Raw genomic sequence first — 23886 nt, 5'->3', positions numbered from 1 at the left:
AATAGCCGCCCACAGCAGCGCCACCATTGATATTTCCCAAAAATAATATGCCATATATGGACGCTCCCGGTTAGTCAAGCTAATACCTGCCTAACCAAGGTATTTTTAACCTCAGTTATCTACTTTCCTGCTACTAATCTCGTTGTCATTTGATGTGACTCTTTTCCGCTAAAAGCGGTTGTACTGCCATATATACGGGCTTAACAAGTCTTTTTTAAAAGGAAATGCGCCCCAAATGAAATCCGTACCCTTGCGCCTGTTAAAATTTAAACACCCATACGGATTATGTTTACTGCATATCCTTGGCCTGTTCTGGCTGACATTGGTTGGACTGAGCCATTACTTCATCGTTTACCACAACCTTGATTAGTTTTTAATGTGCTACCTTGCCGCTCTTATCACCCAGACGGGCTAAAAACCCTTGGCCTGACCGAGCTTGGCAAGATAGCTACAACACTTTTAACATGTGCCATGATAGCCACCATATTGAGGCTCATATGGGCTCTGTTTTTGAAGTAAAATCCATATCAGTCTTGCCAAACGATGTGCTGTTGCCACAACGGTACAGCATATGCTTTTTCGACCCCTCAGCTGATTTATCCACATGTTTAAATCATCTTGTTTTTTTACTCGCATGACTGACGACTGTCCTTGCTCCATGGATCAATTGTTTACGTAAATAGCAATTACCTCTCTTGCTGATCTTACCGTTGACACTCTTATTACCTGAAGCAAATTGTTTCAGGGGTTAACCCTAGCCACACTGCGAGCTCTTTTGGGCTGTTAAAGGCTTGGCCACCACCAATTGAGGCTGCAAATGCCGAAGCGATGATTGGCCCAACACCAGGGATTGTTAATAAAATTCTCCCATTAGGATCTCGCTTAACAATTTGCTTTATCAATGAGTTAATTCGATCAAGGCGCTGGTTGAGCGTTTGATATTCATCCCAAAAGTCATTGGCCATTAATTTTATCATTGGTCGCTGATGCTCATCACTCATAATTTCCCACATGGCTCTTTCAAATGCGCTGTAGCCTTGAGGAAAACTGAGGCCAAAATCAACAAATACACCTCGAACTTGGTTAGTACAGGCCGTTTTTTTGTTTAACAAGGCGCTCTCTGATCCGGTGAAGCATTAATACTTCTTGCTGTTCCTCCGTTTTCACAGGTACAAAACGGATGTGAGGTCTGAAACTCGCTTCAAAAATAGCTAATACATCGTTTTTATCGTTCTTATTACCTCGAACAAATGGGGTCACATGTTGTGCTGGTATTAATTTAACGTTGTGCCCCATGGCAAGGAATTTCCGCCCCCAATAATGAGCTGAATAGCACGCTTCAAATATGACATCGCAAGCGGGTTGCTGCAGCATGAACTCAGCCAGTTGGGCTCGATTAAGCCGTTTATTGAAGACTGACTTTGCATGCTCATCCATACCAAGTACTTGGAAGACATTCTTTGCAAGATCGATAGCAATAGTGGTAACTTTCATAGTGGACGCTCCTTAATGTAACTGAATGGTGAAACATCAGTTTGGCGCATTGACGCCGAATTAGGGAGCGTCCATCTAATCACCCATTATAATTTCTCACTCCAGCCCACTTCTTGAGTTTCTTCCAGAAATATCCGCTCGGATCCGTCGCATTAAGCGGGTTATTCAGCACATAGCTATAAGCATTGAAGTTTTGTAGATTATCTGGTGCTTTAATCGTCAGATCCAAGTTGCCGACATAGAAGATGGTTCCTTGACTGTCGGTGCGTTTAAAGCGCTGATTGTTGGCGTCATAACTAAAACGGGCGCCACAATTGTGGGTGGCCATGTTGTTTATGTTGTTACCTCCTTGCCACAGAAGATCACAGCTATGTTCACACCTTTATCTCAAACAAAGGAGTGTATTTCTTCGAATTGAGGTTTTATGGTTGATAGCATGGTTTTGCACAAAAAATAAAATCTATTGCTTCTGGAGCGTGACGTACAAGACTTTACAATCGGCTGATTTGGCTTCGGTGCGAATGTGTACCTTTTTATTGGCCGTCTGCGCTGCAAGTAAGGTTGAAAAAATCATATCTGCCGCAGGCTCACTGCGTTTTAAGGTGGCATAAACACCCGATGTAGCGGTACAAGACATCAAAGTTTCATCACCTGAAGTCCCAATATGAATGATGCCGGAAGCATTAACATAAAGTATGTCGACATACACATCTTCGCAACCGGTACTTCTACATGCCGCATAAGCAGAACTGGTAAGCGATAAAGCCAGTGTTCCTACAGCGAGTTTTAACATTCGTTTTGATATTATTTTTAACATTATATTTTTCTCTTTTATTTTTTAAAACAAGTACAGCTAAAAAACGCCACTAGACAATCAGTAATCAACATAAATTGACACCCACAATTATGGGTGATGAGATGGACGATCCCTAAGGGAGCTCTATTCGACGTAAATCTTCAATGCCGATGCTGCTATGGGCTGCACATGTATCATTACCGATTAGATTAATTGGCTTGCCAAACATATAAGCTGATAATAATAAAGAATACATACTCTTACCTAACTCTGAATCCATTTTAAGTACATAAGACCAAGGGGACCTATGACATTCTGGAGCGCCACTTTCATGAGGCACACTTGTTTTGATATACACTTGGTGAGCATATTTTTTATCCATCATTATCATAGTTATTTTTGTATTCATTATTTCTGTTGCATAACTCATCGAGGAAGCTGTTAGGAGCGCTACACTTATAATAATTATTTTAATTTTTTTCATCGTTTTATATCCATATTTCTATTATTACCGATGAGCGTCGCCCATCTTGTTTGTAGCCAGCAATAGTCTGGGCCGTCGTCATCAATAGTCGCGAACAACTATTGTGGGAGTCACTGTTTATCTACAGATAACTTCACTAAATCGAAGCAAACTCTATTCGGCGTAAATCTTCAATTGTAGAATGAGCAGTGCATGTATCATTACCGGTTAAACTAATTGGTTTACCAGACATGTAAGCGGATAATAATAAAGAATGCATACTCTTACTTAACTCTGAGTCCATTTCAAGTACATAAGACCAAGGAGAGCTATGACATTCTGGAGCACCAGCTTCATGAGGCACACTTGTTTTTATATACACATGATGAGAATATTTTTTATCCGTCTTTAGCATAGTAATTTTAGTATTCACTATAGTGGTGGCATTACTCATCGAAGAAGCCGTAAGCACAATTACGCTCAACATGTATTTTTTTATTTTTTTCATCTCTGTACATCCATAAATATTGCTATCGTGTTTAAAATCATCTAGTTCTATGCCATAGAAACTTATATTCTCCCAGCCAGCAAGATCAGCACTCTTAAGTTAGATTTTGCGCTCCCTAATTTTCAACATCAGCGGCCTATGATTATTTCACTTTCTTACACTAACCAAATGATTATCTTATTTTGCTAATACATTACACCTGCAAAACCCCAAGAGGCCTAGCTTGCTATCAAATTCGAGGTTAATAACTAAATATTGACTATTTACTCGATAAAAAACCAACAGACACACCGAACAAGGTTCGGGAGATTTTATCCATTATGGATAGTAATAAGCTGGATGATTAATCGGTTGTATTAAGCACTATCCAACCACCGTCGACAATTTGCTGCACCTTGCCTTCGCTTACGCTCTAAATGTTCGCAATACGCATCAAGCTCTGGCAACGTCCCCACTGGACCTTTGAATAATCGACTAAAATCTGTCGTCAGCTTTATCCAGTTCTCTGCTGGAATATTCAGTCTTTCAAGCAGTTGCATCGAAGAGTGACTTATTGCACCACGTTTATCATCTCGAATAATCCTGCCTGTATCATCAACCAATTGCAGATAATCTTTAGCGCTGAACATTAACCCCTTAACCATATCCTTCTGCTCGTTACCCACAAATGGCAGTAAAGCACTGGGTTGCTCTCCCTTAAGCGCTGACTTAATTCTAAGTTCAATACTGGTATACTCTGACTCCTCTGGAGTTTCTGCCATTTTCGCACGAATTGGATTCAAATCAACATAAGCCATACAAGCCAAAACAGCGGCTTCATCAAGTAATGCTTGAGACTTAAACCTTCCCTCCCACTAATTTGTCAGGAATCAATTAGAACAGCTTTAGCTGGCCCGAAGGGTGGGCGCCATGGAGGGCAGCGAATAAAACCGACCGGTACACTTGTCTTCCTTATTGGCCATCCGAGCAATAGGCTCATTCAATGCCCGCATAAACCAGCTAATATCACTTAAACGACTTCGATATTGAGCAACTGAATGCTTGAGTCCGTTAACTTCAAAGCTTTCTATCACTTCACCTTTAGCAAATTTTTGAGTGATGTCATTTCCTTTAAACAATTGATGCCAATGCGCTACAACTTCCCTATCCGACCAACTATTTGCTTCATAGATATCAACCCTCAATACCAAGTGCAGATGATTAGACATCACTACATAAGCACTCACATCTATCGCAAAAATACCAGCTAGCTCAAGTATTCTAGACTCGACCCAATCCCGCCTATGTTCATACGACTGACCCGTATACTTATCTATTCCCGTCAACCACGCTTTACGAACACACCGTGACACACAATGATAAAATGGCGTATCTTCAACACTCACTAATGTGCTTCTTGGTCTAGCCATAGTAACCCCCCCGTAACAACCCCAATGCAACTGCGTACATAAAAGCTTAGTCACCGGTTGAAACCCTCGCCACAATTATGGGTGGCCATGTTATTCGATGTTATTCCCGATCATGGGTGGCCATGTTATTTTTGATTTATTAGAATCTTAGAATCTTATTTTTAAGTAATAAAGAACAAACAGCCAAGGAAATTAAAAACCAAATAGTTCCCTGATAAAAACTTACACATGCAAAAAATGCTGAAATAGTTGTTAACAATAAAACTGAAGCAAAGTGGTATCCTTTCAAATAAAAACGTAGTGAATAAAATAGCAAAATTGAATATACAGACATTAAAAATGTCAACATATAAAAATAAAGTGTTGCAATTTCATCTGAATGTTTTTTATCACTCATAAAAACTTCACCCCGTCTTGTGAGTTCATTAAACTCTTCTATTGTTAGACTATCTTTACTTGTAGCCTCTATATAGTATTCTCTATAGTCGGACTTTTGCTCATAGAGTACATAAGTTGAAATTTTGTTTGACAAAAAAACAAATGTAAAAACAAAGCACAATAAGCAAACGTACTTTACTAACGTTTTACCTCCTAGATCACTCATTACCTAAAACCCCACCATAATTACTATTACACGAAGCAATGCAAGCTCTAAAGTCAATTATCTGCTTACCCGTTTTTATACCTAAAGATCTCCAAGTTGCCGAACCAGAAACGGGAGTCGGCTTACCTATATTAATGACCTTAGAGCTATAGTCATAATTTCCTTCGCGTGTTTCAATAGTTGTGTATTCAGTCTCAAAAAGCTCCCACCTTTCGAACAAAGCATAGTCTTGACTTAATACTTCAAAGCTGACATTTAAAGATTTTTTAAGAGCCATATCAACTAAAGATCCAGCTGGTAATCCTACCCAACTAGGTTTGCCCAACTTCATTTCTTTTGTTACTGATCTACCACCGACTATTACTCTTCTAGCTGCTAATTTTCTCGATTTAATGGAATGCCCACCCTGAGCCTGAATCGCACTGCTCGCTGCATTTACCACATACTGTATCGCGGCGGTAGTCGCACCATTAGCAAACTTTCCGCCAGTAAGTTTAGAGACAGTACCACCCACCATAGATTGAATCACTGTCTTTGCAGCAATTTCACCGAACTCTGCACCACTCGATACACTATTAGCAAAACTGACCCCCTTCATCACCCCAGCAGTGATGAAACCATGTCCAAAGTTCCCACCCTGAACTTCAGCCATAATCCCACCCGCAGCGGCGTGCAGAAATACCTGATTACCAGCTGCAACCGTATTTGCATTAAAATAGCCGCCTAAACCGCCAAATACCGCACCAGATAAACCACCATTCAAGGCACCTTGAAGAGTCCCTGTGGAAACAAAACCAGAGGCCGCACCAGCTATGCCGCCCGCAATGGCCCCTCCTATGACAACCTGTGCAGTGCCTGTCGCTCCCATAGCACCTGCCCAAGCAAAGGCTGGCTCAGTAAGATAACCATAGCTAACAATAGCCACTACGACAGCCGCAATCACCCGCCAATACTTCTTAAAAAAGCTACCAATATTCTTAAAAAAGTACCCACTCGGATCCGTCGCATTGAGCGGATTATTAAGCACATAGCTATAAGCATTGAAGTTTTGCAGATTATCCGGCGCTTGCACCACAGGATCGGCCTGTAACATGCGCCCAAGGGCGGCATCGTACATACGGCCATTCATGTGAATAATGCGCTTATCGCCCTCAAAGTCGACTGGCTCATGGCCAGTATAACCGCGAGTATTGGGCGAAATCTCAGCCAAAAACAGCGCCGACATGGCAGTGTTTTCATAATGGGCTATGCGCTCGGCTTCAGTGGGCACAATTTCTGTTTGCAGGCCAAAAACATCGTAGCTAAAACGTTTGACTAACTTACCGCTGTCATTGGTGATAGCAATCACTGAGCCTAGGTGATCTTTATACAGCCAACGCAGCATGGCATTACCGTCAGCGTAATAGGTCTGCATCGCCTCACCTAAATAACGCTTGATGTAGGTCTGCTCAGTGCCGTAGGCATCAGTTTGACGCTTAATCGTCAGCTCCAAGTTGCCGACATAGAAGATGGTTCCTTGGCTGTCGGTGCGTTTAAAGCGCTGGTTGTTAGCATCATAACTAAAGCGGGTGGTCTTATCACCCACCTTAATTTCGGTGGCTTTATTGCGGCCACTGTAACTAAAGCTGCGCCACGCGGCGCCGCCTTTTAGGCCACGCACTTGATTACCGTTGGCATCATAGGTGTACGTTTCAGTAGCTTGCCCCGACTTACTGCGACTGACCACACCGTGTAGCGGCTTGTTGGCGCCGTTATAACCTAAACTCCAGCCATCTTTGTTGGTTAAGTTGCCATTATCATCATACTGATAACGCTCCTCGCCATTGACGTGGGTGATGCGGTTGAGCCCATCATAATCAAAGCTTTGTTGCTCAGAGGCGGCAAGTAAGCGTGATGACAGATTATTGATGCTGTCAAAGGCATACACATCGGTTTGAATATGGTTACCACTGCTAATGCCTGTCAGGCGATTGGCCCTGTCGTAACTCAAGCCCATGGCCTGATTACCCTTGTTATACTCGGTCAATAAACCACTGTCATTGATGTTAACAATTTGATGGTAAATACGACCAGCACTGCCTTCGCGGGCTTCTTGCTGCTTAAAGACTTGGTTATATTGATAGTGCTGACGTATCCCCCGCGCGTCGACAAAACGGCCGTCTTTTTGGCGGCGATAATCATCGAACTGTTGGAATACTCTGCCGTACTGATCAAACTGGGTTTGCTGGATCACGCAGCGACTGGCAATGGGATCGGCTAACGACTCATCGAGCATACGCAGATCGTTATTAGCCGAATTAAACACCACCTTGGCCACACAGTTGGTGGTGTGGTCTAAGTTGGTGAGCGTGGCGACACCGCGGCCTAAGTTGTCATAGTAAAAATGACGACTCCAGCTGCCAGTGTATTCTTTTATCAGCCGATGCTTATTGTCCCCAGTGCCATACACCCAGAACATGTCTTCAGACACCACATCAGCGGTACCTGTGATCTTTTGGTGTTTCTTACGCCCAAGGTTATCGTAATAGACTTGGGTGATAACGCCGCGCGCATCGGTTTGCTTAGTGAGCTGACCTAAGGCGTCGTATTCATAAGACCAGTTACCGCGATTTTCATCTTGCATACGGGTTTTACGGCCCAGCTTGTCATAGCTGATATCACTTATCACGCGGTTATCGACACTGCTGTGAACAGTGTTAAGCGCGCCCAGAGCATCATAGGTGTAAGTCAGTACGTTACCGAGTTCATCAGTGACTTGATATTGCTCACCTAAGGCGTTAAATAACACCGACTTGGTTTGCTCACCGCCTGGGACATCGCCAGATAAGTCACTGGTTTGCACCCGGCCATTAAAACGCTGACTTGAGGTGATGCCGGTGTTGTCATCGATACTGGTAATGACCCTGTCTAAGGCATCATAGGCACTGGTGACCGCCGCAAGCCCCGGCGCGAGGGCAGATACCACCCGGCCATACTTGTCATAAGTTTGCACACTGGTGTGCCAGTTCCCTAATACATCTAGGCTGCTTTCTTGGTAACCACGGCCCGCACGGTCGATATACTGCTTTTTCGAGAGCACGCCGTTAACCGAGGTTTCGACCATGGTATAGCAATAACTCACCCCTTCATCACAGGCTTTGTTGAGCTTACTCCCCTGAGCACCCGAGGCGCCATAACGGGCCACTTCAGCGCCAAAGGCGTCAAATACTACCTGAGTTACCACGCCGTCAGTGTTTTTTGCTTTGGTAACCTGTCCTAACGCATTACGGCTTATTACCTCACTGGTGACGATGCCATTGGTGCTCGACTTCACCGCATAACGGCCGCTGGCATCATACACATTGCTCGTGCTGCGAGTGAGCGCCGATTTATTAATCAAATTACCAAAACCGTCATATTGATAATTTGTCACAAGCTTGGTCTTACTGTCAGCACTTGGCTCGATGATTTCTTGGCGGATCATGCCGTTACCATAATAGCTAAAGGCACTGGTGCGGGTTTCACTGTCACTGCCACGGGTATGGGTTACCACAGCCCGACTTAAGCGGCCAAAACGCTTATCGCTCTGCGAGCTGCCGTATTGGTTATTATTGGTTAAGCTTTTGACGCTGCCGCCTTTAAGTAATGGGCTAAATGCATCGTCCATGGCCACAAAGTTTAACGCAGAGCTGCTATCAAAATAGCCGGTTTGGCTGCTAGTGACATTAGCATCATCATCTTGGACGGTGATCAATTGCTGGCAATTGTAACTGCTGGCATTAACACTGCCATTGATATCGTCAACATTGGCCTGACAATCGCGGCTTTCTTGCTGATACATCCGCCGGCCGATGTAGTTATCTGCCAGTGGATAATCCGCCACAAAATAGCGATTCTCAGCCGCTGAAATCACCACACCATTGGCCCGTTTAACCGTGCGCATAGGCATGCCAGTTAACGGGAATTGCTGGGCGTACTCAGTGGTGGTGCTAAATCGCACCCCTTGTTTATCAAGCTCGGTGGTAATGGACTCAAAGCCTAAATTGCCACGGCTAAATTGAGCCCTTGAGCCTGCATAGTGATAATTAACCTTGACCTCATCATTGCTGAACTGCGCTGGCGCCTCGGTGGCCACCGAGGCCACTAAGCTGCGAGAGCCGCTGATATTCATAATGCGGGTCGCCGCGCCACTTTCCGGTACACCCGCGGGTAAGCCATGGCCTTTGGTGTAGAGTGAGGCATCAGCCATAGAACCATATTCAATGCGGGTTTCGATGCCCGTCCCTGTGGTCACCGTCTCTAATAAACCAGGATGTTTTACTCGCTCACCGGCACTGTAAAGCACCAGCGATGATCCTGCATACGACACATTATCATGCTTATAAACAAAGTCTACCCGGCCATTATTGTTAACATCGGTGAACATACCATATTCAACACGGGGATTTGACGAGCCTTCTGACGGCGGACTAAATGTCCAATCTGATATAGGGGGGGTCAGCTTTTTAAAACCACCGGACATCGGGGTAAAAACAGACTCTGAGTATGATTCGGCATTGGTCCACTCATAACGGTACCACTTCTTATCTCGTTTATTATGAAACACTAATTCAAGGCGGCCATCGCCGTCTAAATCAACCACAATGGGTGCAATTGAGCTACTGAGGTTAGCGTTATCAGTAAAATCTGTTCCTCTATCAAAACGATTTCCTGTATTGATATGGTATTCCCAACGCTTATCTAGCGTGTTGTACACCACAACATCGGTTAAGCCATCATTATTAATATCAAGCGGCAATGCATGCTTACCTTTGACATTAATTGACTGATAAAATTTTGCTTGATATTTATCATCAAGGTAAGGCGCGCAATAACTCATGCCTTCCCCCCAAGTGACACAAGGGTTATCACTGCCCAGATCAAAGCTCGCGGTATAAAACATTAACTGTTTACCCGCGGCGCCATCACAAGAACCCCCACAATCTTTCCAGCCCATAATGTCAGCAATGCCATCACGATTAATATCGACGCTCTGCCAACCCGCTGAAATGTTGATTTTATAATAAGCACTACCGGTTGCGAGTGTCAGCTGTACGGGCGAATTATAACGGCCACGGGTGTTGTCCCAACCACGAATATAAATTTTATCGTCGATGGTTTCGATAAGGTCGTTATAACCATCACCATTGAAATCCTGCGGTTTTAAATTCAAGCCAGCACTAGTATCGACATCGAGCGGTAAGGCATGGGGCGCTGACAAACGACCATCAGATAACACATCGATTTGCACCCACTTGGCATCGGATCTGTCGTTGGATTTATTGACCAAAAATTGCACTAAGCCATCGCCATCGGGATCGGTTGGCACTAAGCGAATATTGATATCATTCACACTGGCTCCGCCATGACGATTAAACACTTGGCACGCTTGGGTTGGGTTAGTGTGGCTACCAACACACAAACTCACTTTAGCTCCTGACACTTGGGTTAAACTGACCACTTCACTGGTACCATCATTATTGGTATCCATGATCATGGCCTGTCGTAAACGTTTACCCGAAGGCGTCTTCAATACCTGTCTGGTCGACATGTCGTCGGCATCGTGTGAAAACACGTCACGATAGCTAAATCTCACCGGCTTTTTACACACGCCTGCTAGGCCACATTCGGCAATGGCGGTTAACTGGCGTAAACCTATGCCATTAACGCTAAAGGATAATCTGTACTCACGCACCTTAACGCCGTTATGATTATAAATTTTCACGTCGGTTAAATCGGCACGTTGGGCATATTGCTCGCCGTCAATATAACCGGCACTTTTTATTCTGCCATTAAAGTTATAGTCAAGCTCAACGCGATTACCGCTATAAGTGATGCTAGACAGAAGCTTTTCTCTCTCCCCGGCACCATTAATATAGTGGTAAAGAATTTGATTACTGCTTTGACGTAAATTATCTTGAGATTGACTCAATAACCAGGTTTGAGTCACCTCAGTCGAATTATACCCACCAATAGCAAACGCAATTTTACTTTGCTCATTACCACCATAAGTGACTAAGCTTTTGTCTTTAGCTTCAACAATAAATGAATCATTGCCCTGATAGGTGATTAGCTGTTGATTGGCAATTTCGGTGACATAGGTTGAATTGGGCTGACCTTCAACACCTGATTTGAGTAACAAACGCTGGCCATTCAGACAATAATGATCATTAGCATCATAGGTGACCGGACGATTCACCCCATCGATCAACTTGGCACTGCCACAGCGGCTAATCGCCGAGATGCCTTGCAAGTTCCAACCCGTACCGGCAAGACCTTCGCCAGATTGGCTGTTATAGGCTAAGGCTAATTGCGGCGCCACGCCGGCAATGCCACTGGGGAGGGCAAATGGCAAGCTATAGCTGGCCGCCCCCGCCTCATTGACGCTAAATTGACCCGCAGTTAAACCAAATCTGGCTGAAGTGGCAATATCACTCCCTGAAGGGGCACTAAATGGTGCAATCTCATCAGGGGCGGCTTCGGGTTGCACGCCAGCTTCAACAATGCTGTCGCCAACGCTTACATTGGCACTGTTTGACCACTGACTGCATATTTGTGCAGCAATACACGCTTGCACCCGATACTCGTAATGACCACTGGCTTTTACCAAGCCGTAATGAGTATCGGTATAGTCGGTGAAGAGTATCGCCTCACCTTGGTTATTGATCCGCTCGCTAATGCGATAAAAGACGGTTTTACTGCTGTCCGGTGAGTTAACAGCTTGCCAATTTACGCTAAAGTCACCCATTTGCGGCGCTGTGGCACTCAACACGGGCTCATCGATAATGAGATCGCGGGGATCTAAGGGGTTGTAGCCCTGCTCAATTTCGACAATATCCAACACGCCATCACTATCAGAATCCAGCGCTTCATTACAATTACAATGATCATAAAAAGCCTTAGTGGCTAAATCAATGGCATTAGCACTGTAACTATAATACTCCTCTGTTTGGATCAAGCTATAAGCCACTTCACTGCGTGGGTGACCTGCCACTAACAAAGCAGCCCACCCCGCACGGCTCAGGCCGCCTGCTTGAGTTTTGCCTTCTTCTGCAGGAAATAGATAATAAAACAAAGCGTCAATAAACGCCTGAGGGGCAAGAGTGGGTGTGAACCTAACTAAGCCCACTTCTGATCCCAGAAAAGCGGCGGTGATCTCATTGGTGCCCATGCCACTCCAATAGGCATAAGCAAAGAAGGTCAGCTCGGCTTGGCTCGGGGCCCGCCCCAACAGGCCATAAAATAGCCCAGCGAAACTGCGCAAAGGCACGTTGGCATCTGCGGGGATTTGCCAATCGATTAAGTCATCGAGGTTGGCTTTTATTAAAGAACTGTCGATATCTTGCCAACGCAGGGCAAACGGCCCTAGTTGAGTACGATTAATAATGTGCAATTGCTTGTCTTCGGTGGTGACATGCATATCGCCATTGGTGAAGATTTGCGGTTGCTGCTTGACGCCTGCCAGCAGCGGATACATGAAATGCTCAGCCCCGGTGTCGGCATTGAGCGCATAAAGGCCGCTGATATCATTGCCGCCATTGGCCGCCACCCCAACATAAAGAAGTTTTCGTAATTGGTTATTGTGATAAGGGTCTGGCTCGTTTAATAGTTGAGCCTTAGCATGCACTTCACCACGCACCCGGGTTTGCCATAAAATACGCGGGCCGGGGGTTTGATTCATTTGACCGAGTTTATACACATAGCGATTGGTGGCGCCCACATAAATCACATCATTGGCATTGATGTCTTGATCTATTGTAGGTGCGGCGGTAAACCTGACCGCTGCAGGCGTGTCTGCTGGCAAGGTAAACGGCCAATTGGTGAGGTTATTGCCCTCTTTTAAAGCATGTACTGACTGACCCGCACTGACATAAACAATGCCTTGGTCGCTGACTGTGGGGCTGGCCTCAATTAAATCGATATATGTGCGATCGCTGCTGCCCGTTTTATCAAATTCAATGCTGGCATGACCGACAGCGTTATTGACCCTTAAGCGCAAACCACCATTGTCGAGTCCCTTAAGCACATAAGCATTAGGAGCCAATCGATATTGGGTAGCATTATCGCCAGCGGCTTGATATACGTTAAAGCTAAAGGTTTCGGTGCTGTTACGCAGCTGCACATTGGCCTTAGTTAGCCCTGCCATGCCTAAGCCTTCAAATACAATTTCTGCCGGTTTAGTCACAGATGCGGCGACATATTGCGCCTTATGTATATAAGGCACTTGATGATTAATGGTCAGTATTTGGCCGTTTTCACAAATATCATCACCATTACAGGCTTGAATGCGGTAACTGACATCCCCAGGTGGCAAGCTAGTCACTTGGTATTGACTCACGCCACTTGCAAGGGGGATGGGTCGCCAATCATCATCACTGCCGGGTTGGCCAATTTTGGTCTCGAGTAAATAGGTCTTTTTTGCCGCAGCGCTGTGGTTAATCCATTTAAGCGCATAAGATGCAGTGGCCGTTAACGATAAATTAGGGTCAAAACGAGTAAAACCGGCGTCAGCATCGGCAATATCTAGCTTCACTTGGGCGCACTGACTGCCAATGCTCATTGGTCCGTGCCCATTGGGGTTGGTAGCGCGGGCGCAGTAACAATAATCACCATTATCGTTATAGGTTTTTTGCACTAACAGCTCGGGGGTTGTAGTCGAGGCGAACACACTATTTGAAGCTACACCTGCCGATTGCGGACAGGTTTTATATTCAAACCATTGATATTTTGCGACATTAGCCACCCTGGTTGCACTTAAGGATATGCGTCCATCGGTGCTAACACTTGGTCCCGTCACCTTGGGTGTTTGCTGGGGCGCGCTCGCTACTACAGTAAAGTGACCGGGCGATGACCAGACTTGATTATTATTTTTATCGATTAATTTGAATTTAAATTGATAGCTGGGCACATTGGCAACGGTAAAATCAAAGGCAAATTGAGCGGCGGGCGATGCCAAAGTCGACACCTTGGTGTTATTGGCATAAAGCTCAATACGGGCCACAGGGTTAGTGTCATTACCTAACTTATTATAGTCACCTTTAATCGAGATCCGAGTCTGCGGATAAAGCACATTCTCGACAGCGTCATCAACAATAGGCGCTGACAGTGAATAACCGCCTAAAACCGTACGGGTGACGCTATGGCTCACAGGCGCATTGACACCGTCGTTTGCAAAAGTATAAAAATCGTATTTTTGCGCCTTAAATCTCGCCGAATCAAGGGTCAACGACAACTGACAGGGCGAGCTGGTACACAGCTTTAATGAATGAGCACACGAAGCTTTACTGGCCCCATTGGCCCCGTAACAGATCTGGAATTGCTGTGCATTGGAGGTCGCGCTCAAAGTCACGCTATTGCCTAAGGCAAACGTGCCAGTGGAACTGATGGCGGCGGTCGGTGGCGCCACCACGGTGAGCGTTTGGCTGGCCGATTTAGTGTATGAGCTACTGGCGGGATTGGAGACTTCAGCCCAAAGGGTGTATGTTCCTGGAGTGGTAAAGGTTCTTGAATATTGGCACTTGGCATTGGCGCCAGCATTAGTAATTAAACATTTATCCTTACTATTCATATTGTCACGGATAATAAGACTACAAGGGCCACGACGACTCCCCCTAGTGTAACACCAGCGGATAAGGTTAATCCGATTCTTGCTGGACTTATCGACATCGCTGGCATTGGCCGTTAACACGACGGCCTGATTAAGCCCGATTTTAGTTTTATTTATCGATGCGCTGATGGTCGGCGCAGTATTGGTTTCAGTGACCTTGATGCTACCGTTAGCTGTGGCTGCTAAGCCAAATTTATCAACCGCCTTAGCCGTGAAACCATGGGTGGCTACATTGGCGCCACTGCCATTATCTTTAAGCTGAAACTTGCACACTTGCGCTGTGGCGGTATTTTTTGAACAGGAGATGAGTTTTGTTGTCCAGCGGGATCGACTGCTGCCAGTGACACTCAGCCTAGGATAATTCTTGAGTTTACCCCCACTATCGCTGACCTTAACTGTAACCACAGCTGGTTTGCCTAATTTTGTGTTGATAGATGTAGAGCTTAGCGTGACTCTGGGGGGAGTATTTTTATACACAGTGACAATTTTGGAGGATAGCATTCTTTTTTCTGTACTATAAAAATCCCCAAAGTCACCAGAATCATCAATTGTATATTCATCAATTAGAACTTCATAGGTTAATCTATACTTTCCAGGAACCCCCTTAAACAGTGTAACTGAATCAACAGTTGTAAATTCAAAATCGGTGTATTTTGGTAGTTGAATCTCCCTAATAAAACTCCCATTTAGAATACCAACCCGTAACGAAACCTTTTTAATATAAGGAGTCATAGGAGCATAGTCATATATACCTCGTGGAATAGATGACCAAAACTTGACTCTCACTGAATGATTAGTATTCAACAGACTGATATGCTCATCAGGCTTAAACGAAGATGAAAAATTTCCAACACTAGTAGATTGTGTGGCCTGAACATTCGAACTCAAAATAAAACAAGTAAACACGACTAAATATTTAATCAAACGCGTAAATTTAACGCTCAATCCGCTTTGCATTTGCATCTTCATATTATTTGGCCTCTTCCTGAGTTAACGACTTGGTCCATTGGATCTCTAATTGGGGTGAGCTGTCAGCCTCTGCTGCTGAGCTCAGGAAAGAGAGCGATCTTTTCATGCGCACTAAAGTGTCGATAAAACCGGACGGGCGAGGAATAGCTAAAGCAATGACCTTGTCTTGCTTGGTTCTGACAATAAAACGGGTTTGCTCTTTATCTGTGACTGTGGTGGTTAAGATGGCATCGCTTGCTGATAATGGCAGCACACCTAGTCTGCGGTAAGTATCAGCATTAAAGTTGCTGCTCACTTCATATAGGGCGCCGTTAACATCGAAGGCAAATACCCTGTCATCAATGATTAAAGGCGCGGCGATCATACTGGCCAATGTCTCTTCACTGTCCGGTTTGCTGGTAAAACAGCGGTGTTCATTAGCATTAATATCGGCTTTGCATAAACTGCCAGAGCCCTGGGCCGAGCTAAGGGTAAAAAACAGTTCATTGGTTGCCAGATTGAATACCGGTTGATTGGCAATAACACCATCGAGGGCTAAGGTCCATATTAGCTGGCCCGTGTTAGAGACACGAGATAACTTATTATCGTGCTGAGCAATGATATTTAACTCTGAATTATCCCTCAGTTTGGTTGATAACAAAGCCCGCTCTATGGGTTGCATATGCAGATTTTGACTTTTTACCAGTTCGAGCAAGGGCTGGCTGTAACTGTCTTGCTTAGGGGCGATAGTGAAATCAGGCATGATTGCCGCAGGCGCCACCATAAGGCGCTGGCTGTAACTGGCATCAAAACTGCTGGCTTTGAGAGTAAATTCTGTGAGTCCATTAATGCTAAATGCGTGTTGGCCTTGGCCGATATGCGTGCTGAATTGATGGCCTTGGTTACTACTGATGTCAATGCTTACCGCATCTGAAACCTGCCAAGATAACTGTACTTGGCTACCGGAGGAGACGGCATCGGCAGATTTGCTAAACTGGCTTATCATTAATTCGCCGCTAACGTTATTGTTCACCTCCCTCCACGCTGAGCAGCCATAACGGTCACAGGCACTGATGCGAAACTCGGGGCCATTATTGATTGAGGTCTGATAAGACGATGTTGATATATTATCGGTGAGTAATACCCAAACACCGTTAACCTTATGTTCAAGCTGATAACGACTCACGCTACTATCGCCTGCCCACTCTAATAGATATTCATCGCCGCTGGATTTGATGGATAACGATGGCGGCAAGCTCGGCAGGCGCTCGATAGGAATAAAAATGGTGATATCCCCAACTGAAATTGGCGCATAAGCTTGCTCAAAGGGGGCTGGGGCAGAAACAGCAATTGCTGCAAAATAAACACTTGTTACACACAAAAACAGCAGGGTGAACCCCTGTCTAGTTATAGCTTTCAAATCAATACATCCATATATCAAAACAACAGAAACAACAAAGCAGCGCGAAATATATACCAGCGCACACATAAACACAACCGAAAAAAAACAAGTTAACACTTAAAACAATCTTTTTATTTACATTTTATACACGTAAGAGATAATGCCTATAGTTGTAGCAACCTAAAAACCACCCTCCAACAAATTATTCAACCAAGAGGTGAAATTAATACAGAACCAATTAGGTTACCCATACGTTAATAACAATACGAAATGGGTGTTACTATTTATTTTTAGTTATCAATAAGTAAATTTATTGAATTAGGGTTTAATTGAAGACTTTTTGAGATATTCTGCGATAAATAACATCACGTTATCAGAGTTCTATTTAGCATTCCCTTATCAATTTAAGTTGCAAACTTGTAGCTTATAGTTTTGAATCGTTATAAATCGTCAGTTATTTTGCCTAAAAGGATAATAATCGTTAGCATAGGGTAAGCGTATAATGATAGTTGTTAGTTTATTATAGGTAATTTACTTTTGTCTACACTATTTAGGCCCTCTTTAGCCTACGGTATTCCCGTTTTTACATCTCTTCTCTATCTCTGTCTAATAACGGCAGATTATCTCTATGAGCGCAATGAAAAACGACAGGAAGCGATCACTCATGAGGTCGCCCACTTAGATCTGCATTTGGTTAGAATGCAGCATATTGTAAATTCTGCCCTGGCGATGCAAGATCCCGCAAGAATTGAGCAAGAAATTGCTTTAGCCGCTGCCGATCTCGGAGTGATGGTTTATACGGTATTAAACAATCAAAGTATTATTCGGTTTTCAAATCATCTCGTTTGGCGCGATAGTCAGGCAAATCATATTATCGATGGCTATGATTTTCATTTACATCGACGGGTAGCAGCCGAACGGACCCCACAGACAGTGGTGAATACTCAACGCCTTTCCATACAAGCATACTACCCATTAAAGACACAATATCAGCACAATCAAAAAGATATTCATGATCTCATTTATGTAGAGTATGACATCTCCCCCTTATTAAAGAACAGTGATCACCATGTACAAGTCAGCTTTATCAGGTTCATTGGAGTGAGCTTAATCGGTCTGCTATTTTTTCTGGTTCTGTTACATGTGTATCTAATACGTCCACTGAGAGCCCTCAGCGTACAGGCCACCAATGGCACCAAATATTCTAATGATTTCTTTGGTTTTCATGAACAACCAGTTTTAGCCGTATTTAGTGAAGTCGTAGCAATTCAGGAGCACCTGAGAGATTTCTCAAATATGTTAACTCATAGCAAAAAACAGCTCAATGATAGCCAGATAAGATGGCTGTTTGCCGTGGAGATCTCCGAAAATCGTATTTGGGACTGGAATTTAGTCACCAATGAAGTGTTTTTGTCCGAATCTTGGAAGGAAATGCTAGGTTATGACGCCGATGAGTTAACCCATGAATTTAATACTTGGCAGGAACTGCTACACCCAGAAGATAAGCCAGAGGCGTTAAAAAACCTTAAACGGTATTTAAATAATGAAATGAAAGAATTTGAGAGTATCCATAGGCTCAAGCATAAACAAGGTCATTATATTTGGGTACTCGATAGAGGTTTAGTGGTTGAGTGGGATGACAACGGAGCCCCTATTCGCATGATAGGTACTCATGCCAATGTTTCTAATGATGTGAGTAACCAGCAGGCCATCATACACCAGACTAAACATGATATCTTAACTGGGCTAGCCAATCGCAGAGCCCTATTGGATGAGATTTACGCCCTTAAGCGACACAATCAACACCATTGTTCAGCGCTGTTTGTGATCGATCTAGATAATTTTAAAATCATTAATGACACCTTAGGTCACCATCGAGGTGATCGGGTGTTAATCAAAGTGGCGGCACGTTTATCGAGTCACTTTTCAAATAATGTGGTGATAGCACGCCTGGCTGCTGATGAATTTGTGTTATTAGTGAAGTCATTAGGTGAGGATGCTGCTGCCGCCAATAGACGCACTGTCGTATTAGCCAGCCAGATCCGTCAAATGATAGGACGCAGTTTTGATATTGACAATCAAACATTAAATATTTCAGTCAGTGTCGGTATTTGCATGCTCGATGACCTTGACCAAATGGAGCCTGAGCAAGTATTGCAACATGCTAACCTTGCTATGCACAGAGCAAAAGACAAGGGTCGTGATGCTTATGCTATTTACAGCCATGAAATGGAAGTCATGGCTCAAAATAGCTTATGGATTAACAATGAATTAAAAAAGGCAATCGCCAAAGAAGAACTCTCTTTGTTATTCCAGCCCATCGTCGACAAGCACGGCGTTATCGTATGCGCAGAAGTTTTGCTTCGTTGGCATCATGCAGAAAAAGGCCTCATTTCTCCTGATGACTTTCTTCCCATTGCTGAGGGTAGCGGGCTAATTGAAGAGATAGGCTATTGGGTTTTAAAGGAAACATGTCATTTTATTGGTCGATTAAAAGACCAAGGGGTCGAACTGGCCTCAGTGGCGATTAACGTCAGTGCACGTCAATTTAATCAAGATTTGTATGTTGAAAATATGCTGGCAGAGATCGCAGAAAATGAAGTGGCAGCTGACATAATAGAGTTAGAATTAACTGAATATGCATTGATCACAAATCTGGACATCATCAAGAAAAAAATGAACATGTTACAAGAGGCGGGAGTCTCTATCGCCATTGATGATTTTGGTACCGGTTACAGCTCATTGAATTACTTGCAGAGTTTACCCCTTTCTAGGCTAAAATTAGACACCACTTTTATCAGTAAAATTGGTGAAAATGAGGCGTCGGATATCATTGTTAAAGCAATTATCAATATGGCGCATAGTCTCAATTTAAAGGTGGTGGCAGAAGGGGTTGAAACCCAAGCACAATATGCCTTTTTACAAGACAATAATTGCGATACATTTCAAGGGTATTTTTTCAGTGATCCTTTAAGTGAACAGGCGTTTATTCAAGCATTTTTGAATTCAAGTCATATTAACATGAGTAAAGTGGTGAGATTGTAAAAACATATTAAAATAATTATATTCAATCACTTGAATTATTTAATGTTATTGGTATATACCCAAACTACCTCAACATATACGCTAACGAGAAGTGAAGTGGCTTGGGTATGGATCACAAAAAGAAGAAAAAGTAACTCATGAGTGCAAATGAATACAAGGCTCCCGTAATAACGGGATACAACATATAACTATCTCCCGCGCGACGCGCGCGACGAAAGCATAAATTCATCAAAATAATGTTAAACGAAGTGAGCATAATAGATGAAAGTACCCCATGTCTAAAGGTCGTATTGTTGACCTCGGTAGTAACAAAAATCAAGATGACCCAATCGAGCACAATTAAATACAGAAACATTTTTTGTAACCCATCTGGACCTTTTCTTTTTTGATAATATGTGGCCACATTAACCTCCCTTCACCACGTAAATTGTGTTGATTAATAATTGAATTGCCGAGTTTGATTGGCAAGATTAAAATCTGACATGCCGAGTTTTGTTAAGCATGGCTATCACCTCGTGTTCATCAACATTTAGCCAACAAGCGCCGTAAAAATTGAGCTTGTTATTGATAGGCCAAGCACGAGATATTTTGACCGAAATAAGCTGTTCTTGCAGTTGAACTCTGATCTTTTGATCTAACTTTAGATGCACGGAAGTGAGTAGTCCTATCCCGCCAATACCAATGTCTTTAATATTGGCAATACCAAGTTTCTTACTACGCCACCACCCGTTACTGTAAATCGTCACCGTGATACCGTCACAGGCTAACACTAAACTGTCATCGGTTTTTTTTCGTAAACTGACCCGAATGTGTTGACGATTATTTTGCGGCTCTACTTTGACTTTTTTGCGGCGCTCGGCGCGGGCAAATATTTTCAACTTACTCATGGATCAATCCTGTAGAGCATTCAAATGTGAACTCTTTGACTCAGGTTTACTTAGTGCATTATTGGCCACAACACCCATAATCTAAAAAGATTCATAGAGGCTCCATTGTTCAGGATAGCGCGCTCTAGGTTGATTTTTATCAGCCAGCATACGGGCCTTTTCCAACCGACTATCAGCGGGTGTATTTTCTGGGGGCAAGCCTGTCATTGCACGTATTTGCTGCTCAGCAAAAGTGGTCAACACCAGCATTTCAATACGCCTGTTAGCTGCAGCGGTGGGATCTTTTTTCACATAAGGAGATTGATCTGCCATCCCTGTTACCTGAATAACCTGATTGCGTTTAATTCCAGCGTATTCGAGTACGCGCCTTGCTGATAGGGCTCGTTTACTCGAGAGTTCCCAATTGGTAAACGTTTTCCCCATATAAGCACTCGAATCTGTGTGCCCTGAGATACTTATTTTATTTTCTACTTTGCTCAATAACGGGCCTAACGCCATCAGTAAATCTTCAAAATAGGGCGTCATGGTTGAACTGCCTTTCGTAAACATCAAGCTATCGACATCATCGTGAACTAAAATTCTTACCCCTTGAGGAACCACGCTAATCTCCACATTGGCGCCTAGATTGACCTCATCACTGATCTCATTTATTTCTCGGGCTAAAAACTCCAATTGAGCCTGAGTTTCAAACTGGCCGGGCACTAAAGAATTCAGCTCTGGGCCCCTGCCTGCCTTAGCGTTATCCTCACCAGTGGGAATATGATTATGCATCGCAGGACCAGAGCGTTCGACGCCAGTTCCAGATGCAGGTACCACTGCCTGTTGTAACGCTACCGACCCCTGTAAATCGAGCATCGAGGGATTCTGACTCAGATTAAATGGATTGATAGAGCCAGTAGCAAACATATCTCCCTTGAGATATTGCACAATCATATTGCGCTCTTTTTGATCGGCTATTTGCAAAATCCATAACACCATAAACAACGCCATCATCGCCAAGGTAAAATCGGCAAAGGCAACCTTCCAAGCTCCACCGACGATCCCAGGTTTTTTCTGGCGTCTACGCTTTTTGATAATAACGGGTTCATTGGTAGCAGACATTAGCTTTTTTGCTCCACCATCCAGCGTTCGAGTTCGATAAAGGTGGGCCTATTTTCACTTTGGATCTGTTTTCTGCCGGCGTCGATAGCCAACATCGGTGGTTTACCTTTGGAAAAGGCGATTAACACCGCGGCGACGCAACGCAGCTGAGCGGACTTTCGTTCGACTAGGTGTTCCAATGCTTTAGATATCGGCTCAAATAAGCAGTAACAGGCAAAAATACCGATAAAGGTACCCACCAGCGCAGCTGCGACCTTAATACCAATCATGGCGATGTGACCGTCAATATTAGACATGGTAATAATAATCCCCATCACAGCAGCTAAAATACCAAAACCCGGCATGGCTTCAGCTATTTTTGCCAGTGCATGAGACGGCCTTAATCTGTCCTCTTCAATGCGGTAGATTTCTTCTTCTAAAATCTGTTCTAAATGATCAGAAGATATTTTACCCATAGACTGTATACGCAGATTATCGATTAAAAAATGTAATACATTGGGGTGTTCTAGCACGGCGGGATACATCAAAAAAAGTGAACTTTCTCTCGGTTTTTCAACATGGTCGTCAAGCACTTTAAGGCCTTGAGATTTGATTTGCTGCATCAGCATACCCATTAGGCCAAAAAGTTGTGGGTAAAGTTCAGGATCCTCTTTTTCTGCTTTAAACAATTCACGAAGTTGGCTATACAGTTCTACAAGTACAGCAGTAGGATTAGCGATGATTAATGAACCGATACCAGCACCGAATATAATCAAAATTTCAGCGGGTTGCCATAAAGAGATAAGGTTGCCACCTGCCCACATATAGCCGCCAAATACTGACACTAGAATAATAAATAATCCTATTAGCTTACTCATAACACCTTACCTGTCTTACCGCTCCCATTGTTGATAGATAGTCTGAAGTTGTTTAACAGCCTGTTTCTGTAGCTGACAAATGCGTGTTTCAGTTAATCCCAATGTTGCAGCAATCTCTTTTAAATTAAGTTCATGTTGATAATAAAGCGACAGAATTAACTGTTCTCTTTTATTTAATTTGGATATTGCGGTGATTAATGTTTTTTTGGCTGAAAATCGTTCAATTAAATTGACCGTATCGGTGAAATGACTGCCCGCTATGAGTAGGTCATCTAAGCTCTTCATCGACTCAGATTGAGAGGCATACAAGCGTTCTCGATACTGCTCTCTGCTCAATCCCATTGCATTAGCCACTTCAATATCGGTGGGATCACGGCTCAGTGAGCGGGTCAATTTACGCACCATGTCGTTTAATTCATGAGCTTGCTGCCTTACCGGACGTGGCCGCCAGTCTAAACGCCTTAATTCATCCAAAATAGCCCCACGGATCCTTTGTCCTGCATACGAAAGGAAGCCATGATCATAGCTACCAGGGTAGCGCCGAGATGACTCCAGCAGTGCCATCATGCCGATTTGTTCCATATCCTCTATGGCCAATACGGCACCACAATGGCTACGCAGTTGGCCAATAGAGCGCTTAACCAAAGGCAGATATTGTTGCATCACCTGATGTTCGCTCAACCTGTTATCGGTCACATCATCAAACACTTCTTCATAGGCTATTTGTTCTGAATTCATCATCTTACC

Annotated in this window: 13 protein-coding genes and 2 pseudogenes; 1 reads left to right on the top strand and 14 read right to left on the bottom strand. The window is 43.8% G+C overall.

Translation table 11 applies throughout. The features are described from left to right. Positions 1–459: 459 nt before the first annotated feature. From HQQ94_RS02000 to HQQ94_RS01960, 9 genes and pseudogenes are all read right to left on the bottom strand, one after another. Positions 460–1494, bottom strand: a pseudogene (locus tag HQQ94_RS02000) (IS110 family transposase). 79 nt (positions 1495–1573) lie between these two features. Further along, positions 1574–1822 (bottom strand): hypothetical protein, encoded by a 249-nt coding sequence (locus tag HQQ94_RS01995; protein ID WP_173292453.1) that lies wholly within the window; start codon positions 1820–1822, stop codon positions 1574–1576. 132 nt (positions 1823–1954) lie between these two features. Then, positions 1955–2311, bottom strand: coding sequence for a hypothetical protein (locus HQQ94_RS01990; RefSeq protein ID WP_173292853.1), 357 nt, complete (start codon positions 2309–2311; stop codon positions 1955–1957). Between the two features lie 112 nt (positions 2312–2423). After that, positions 2424–2774, bottom strand: coding sequence for a hypothetical protein (locus tag HQQ94_RS01985; RefSeq protein WP_173292852.1), 351 nt, complete (start codon positions 2772–2774; stop codon positions 2424–2426). A gap of 136 nt (positions 2775–2910) precedes the next feature. Continuing rightward, on the bottom strand, positions 2911–3261 hold the full coding sequence (locus HQQ94_RS01980; protein WP_173292851.1) for a hypothetical protein: 351 nt from the start codon (positions 3259–3261) through the stop codon (positions 2911–2913). Positions 3262–3617: 356 nt separating this feature from the next. Beyond that, positions 3618–4670, bottom strand: a pseudogene (locus HQQ94_RS01975) (transposase). A 139-nt stretch (positions 4671–4809) separates the two neighbouring features. Continuing rightward, a complete protein-coding gene (locus HQQ94_RS01970) occupies positions 4810–5274 on the bottom strand; it encodes a hypothetical protein (RefSeq protein WP_173292850.1) in 465 nt (154 codons plus the stop codon). Continuing rightward, positions 5267–15868: an FG-GAP-like repeat-containing protein gene (locus HQQ94_RS01965; protein WP_173292849.1), complete on the bottom strand. Its 10602-nt coding sequence runs from the start codon at positions 15866–15868 to the stop codon at positions 5267–5269. Before HQQ94_RS01965 ends, HQQ94_RS01970 begins: the two co-directional genes overlap by 8 nt. Before the next feature lies 1 nt (position 15869). Continuing rightward, the gene (locus HQQ94_RS01960) at positions 15870–17267 is read right to left on the bottom strand and encodes a hypothetical protein (protein ID WP_173292848.1); all 1398 of its coding nucleotides are present in this window, start codon (positions 17265–17267) and stop codon (positions 15870–15872) included. Positions 17268–17786: 519 nt separating this feature from the next. On the opposite strand from HQQ94_RS01960, the gene HQQ94_RS01955 reads away from it, so the two are divergent. Beyond that, on the top strand, positions 17787–20294 hold the full coding sequence (locus HQQ94_RS01955; RefSeq protein ID WP_254303977.1) for a bifunctional diguanylate cyclase/phosphodiesterase: 2508 nt from the start codon (positions 17787–17789) through the stop codon (positions 20292–20294). 112 nt (positions 20295–20406) lie between these two features. Here HQQ94_RS01955 and HQQ94_RS01950 read toward each other — a convergent pair whose 3' ends face one another. The 5 genes from HQQ94_RS01950 to HQQ94_RS01930 all read right to left on the bottom strand — a co-directional run bounded on the left by HQQ94_RS01950 (position 20407) and on the right by HQQ94_RS01930 (position 23880). Beyond that, positions 20407–20697: a hypothetical protein gene (locus tag HQQ94_RS01950; RefSeq protein ID WP_309247229.1), complete on the bottom strand. Its 291-nt coding sequence runs from the start codon at positions 20695–20697 to the stop codon at positions 20407–20409. 67 nt (positions 20698–20764) lie between these two features. Next, on the bottom strand, positions 20765–21181 hold the full coding sequence (locus tag HQQ94_RS01945) for a hypothetical protein (RefSeq protein WP_173292847.1): 417 nt from the start codon (positions 21179–21181) through the stop codon (positions 20765–20767). Positions 21182–21262: 81 nt separating this feature from the next. Next, positions 21263–22282, bottom strand: a complete 1020-nt coding sequence (locus tag HQQ94_RS01940) for a flagellar motor protein MotB (RefSeq protein ID WP_173292846.1) — start codon at positions 22280–22282, stop codon at positions 21263–21265. Beyond that, positions 22282–23139, bottom strand: coding sequence for a flagellar motor stator protein MotA (gene motA, locus HQQ94_RS01935; RefSeq protein WP_173292845.1), 858 nt, complete (start codon positions 23137–23139; stop codon positions 22282–22284). The genes HQQ94_RS01940 and motA overlap by 1 nt, the downstream gene beginning before the upstream one ends. Positions 23140–23154: 15 nt before the next feature. Beyond that, the gene (locus tag HQQ94_RS01930) at positions 23155–23880 is read right to left on the bottom strand and encodes an RNA polymerase sigma factor FliA (protein ID WP_375335689.1); all 726 of its coding nucleotides are present in this window, start codon (positions 23878–23880) and stop codon (positions 23155–23157) included. Between the last annotated feature and the right edge of the window lie 6 nt (positions 23881–23886).

Origin of the sequence: Shewanella sp. VB17, from assembly GCF_013248905.1 — a bacterium.
Lineage (GTDB): Bacteria > Pseudomonadota > Gammaproteobacteria > Enterobacterales > Shewanellaceae > Shewanella.
This window is presented reverse-complemented; position numbering and strand designations above follow the sequence as displayed.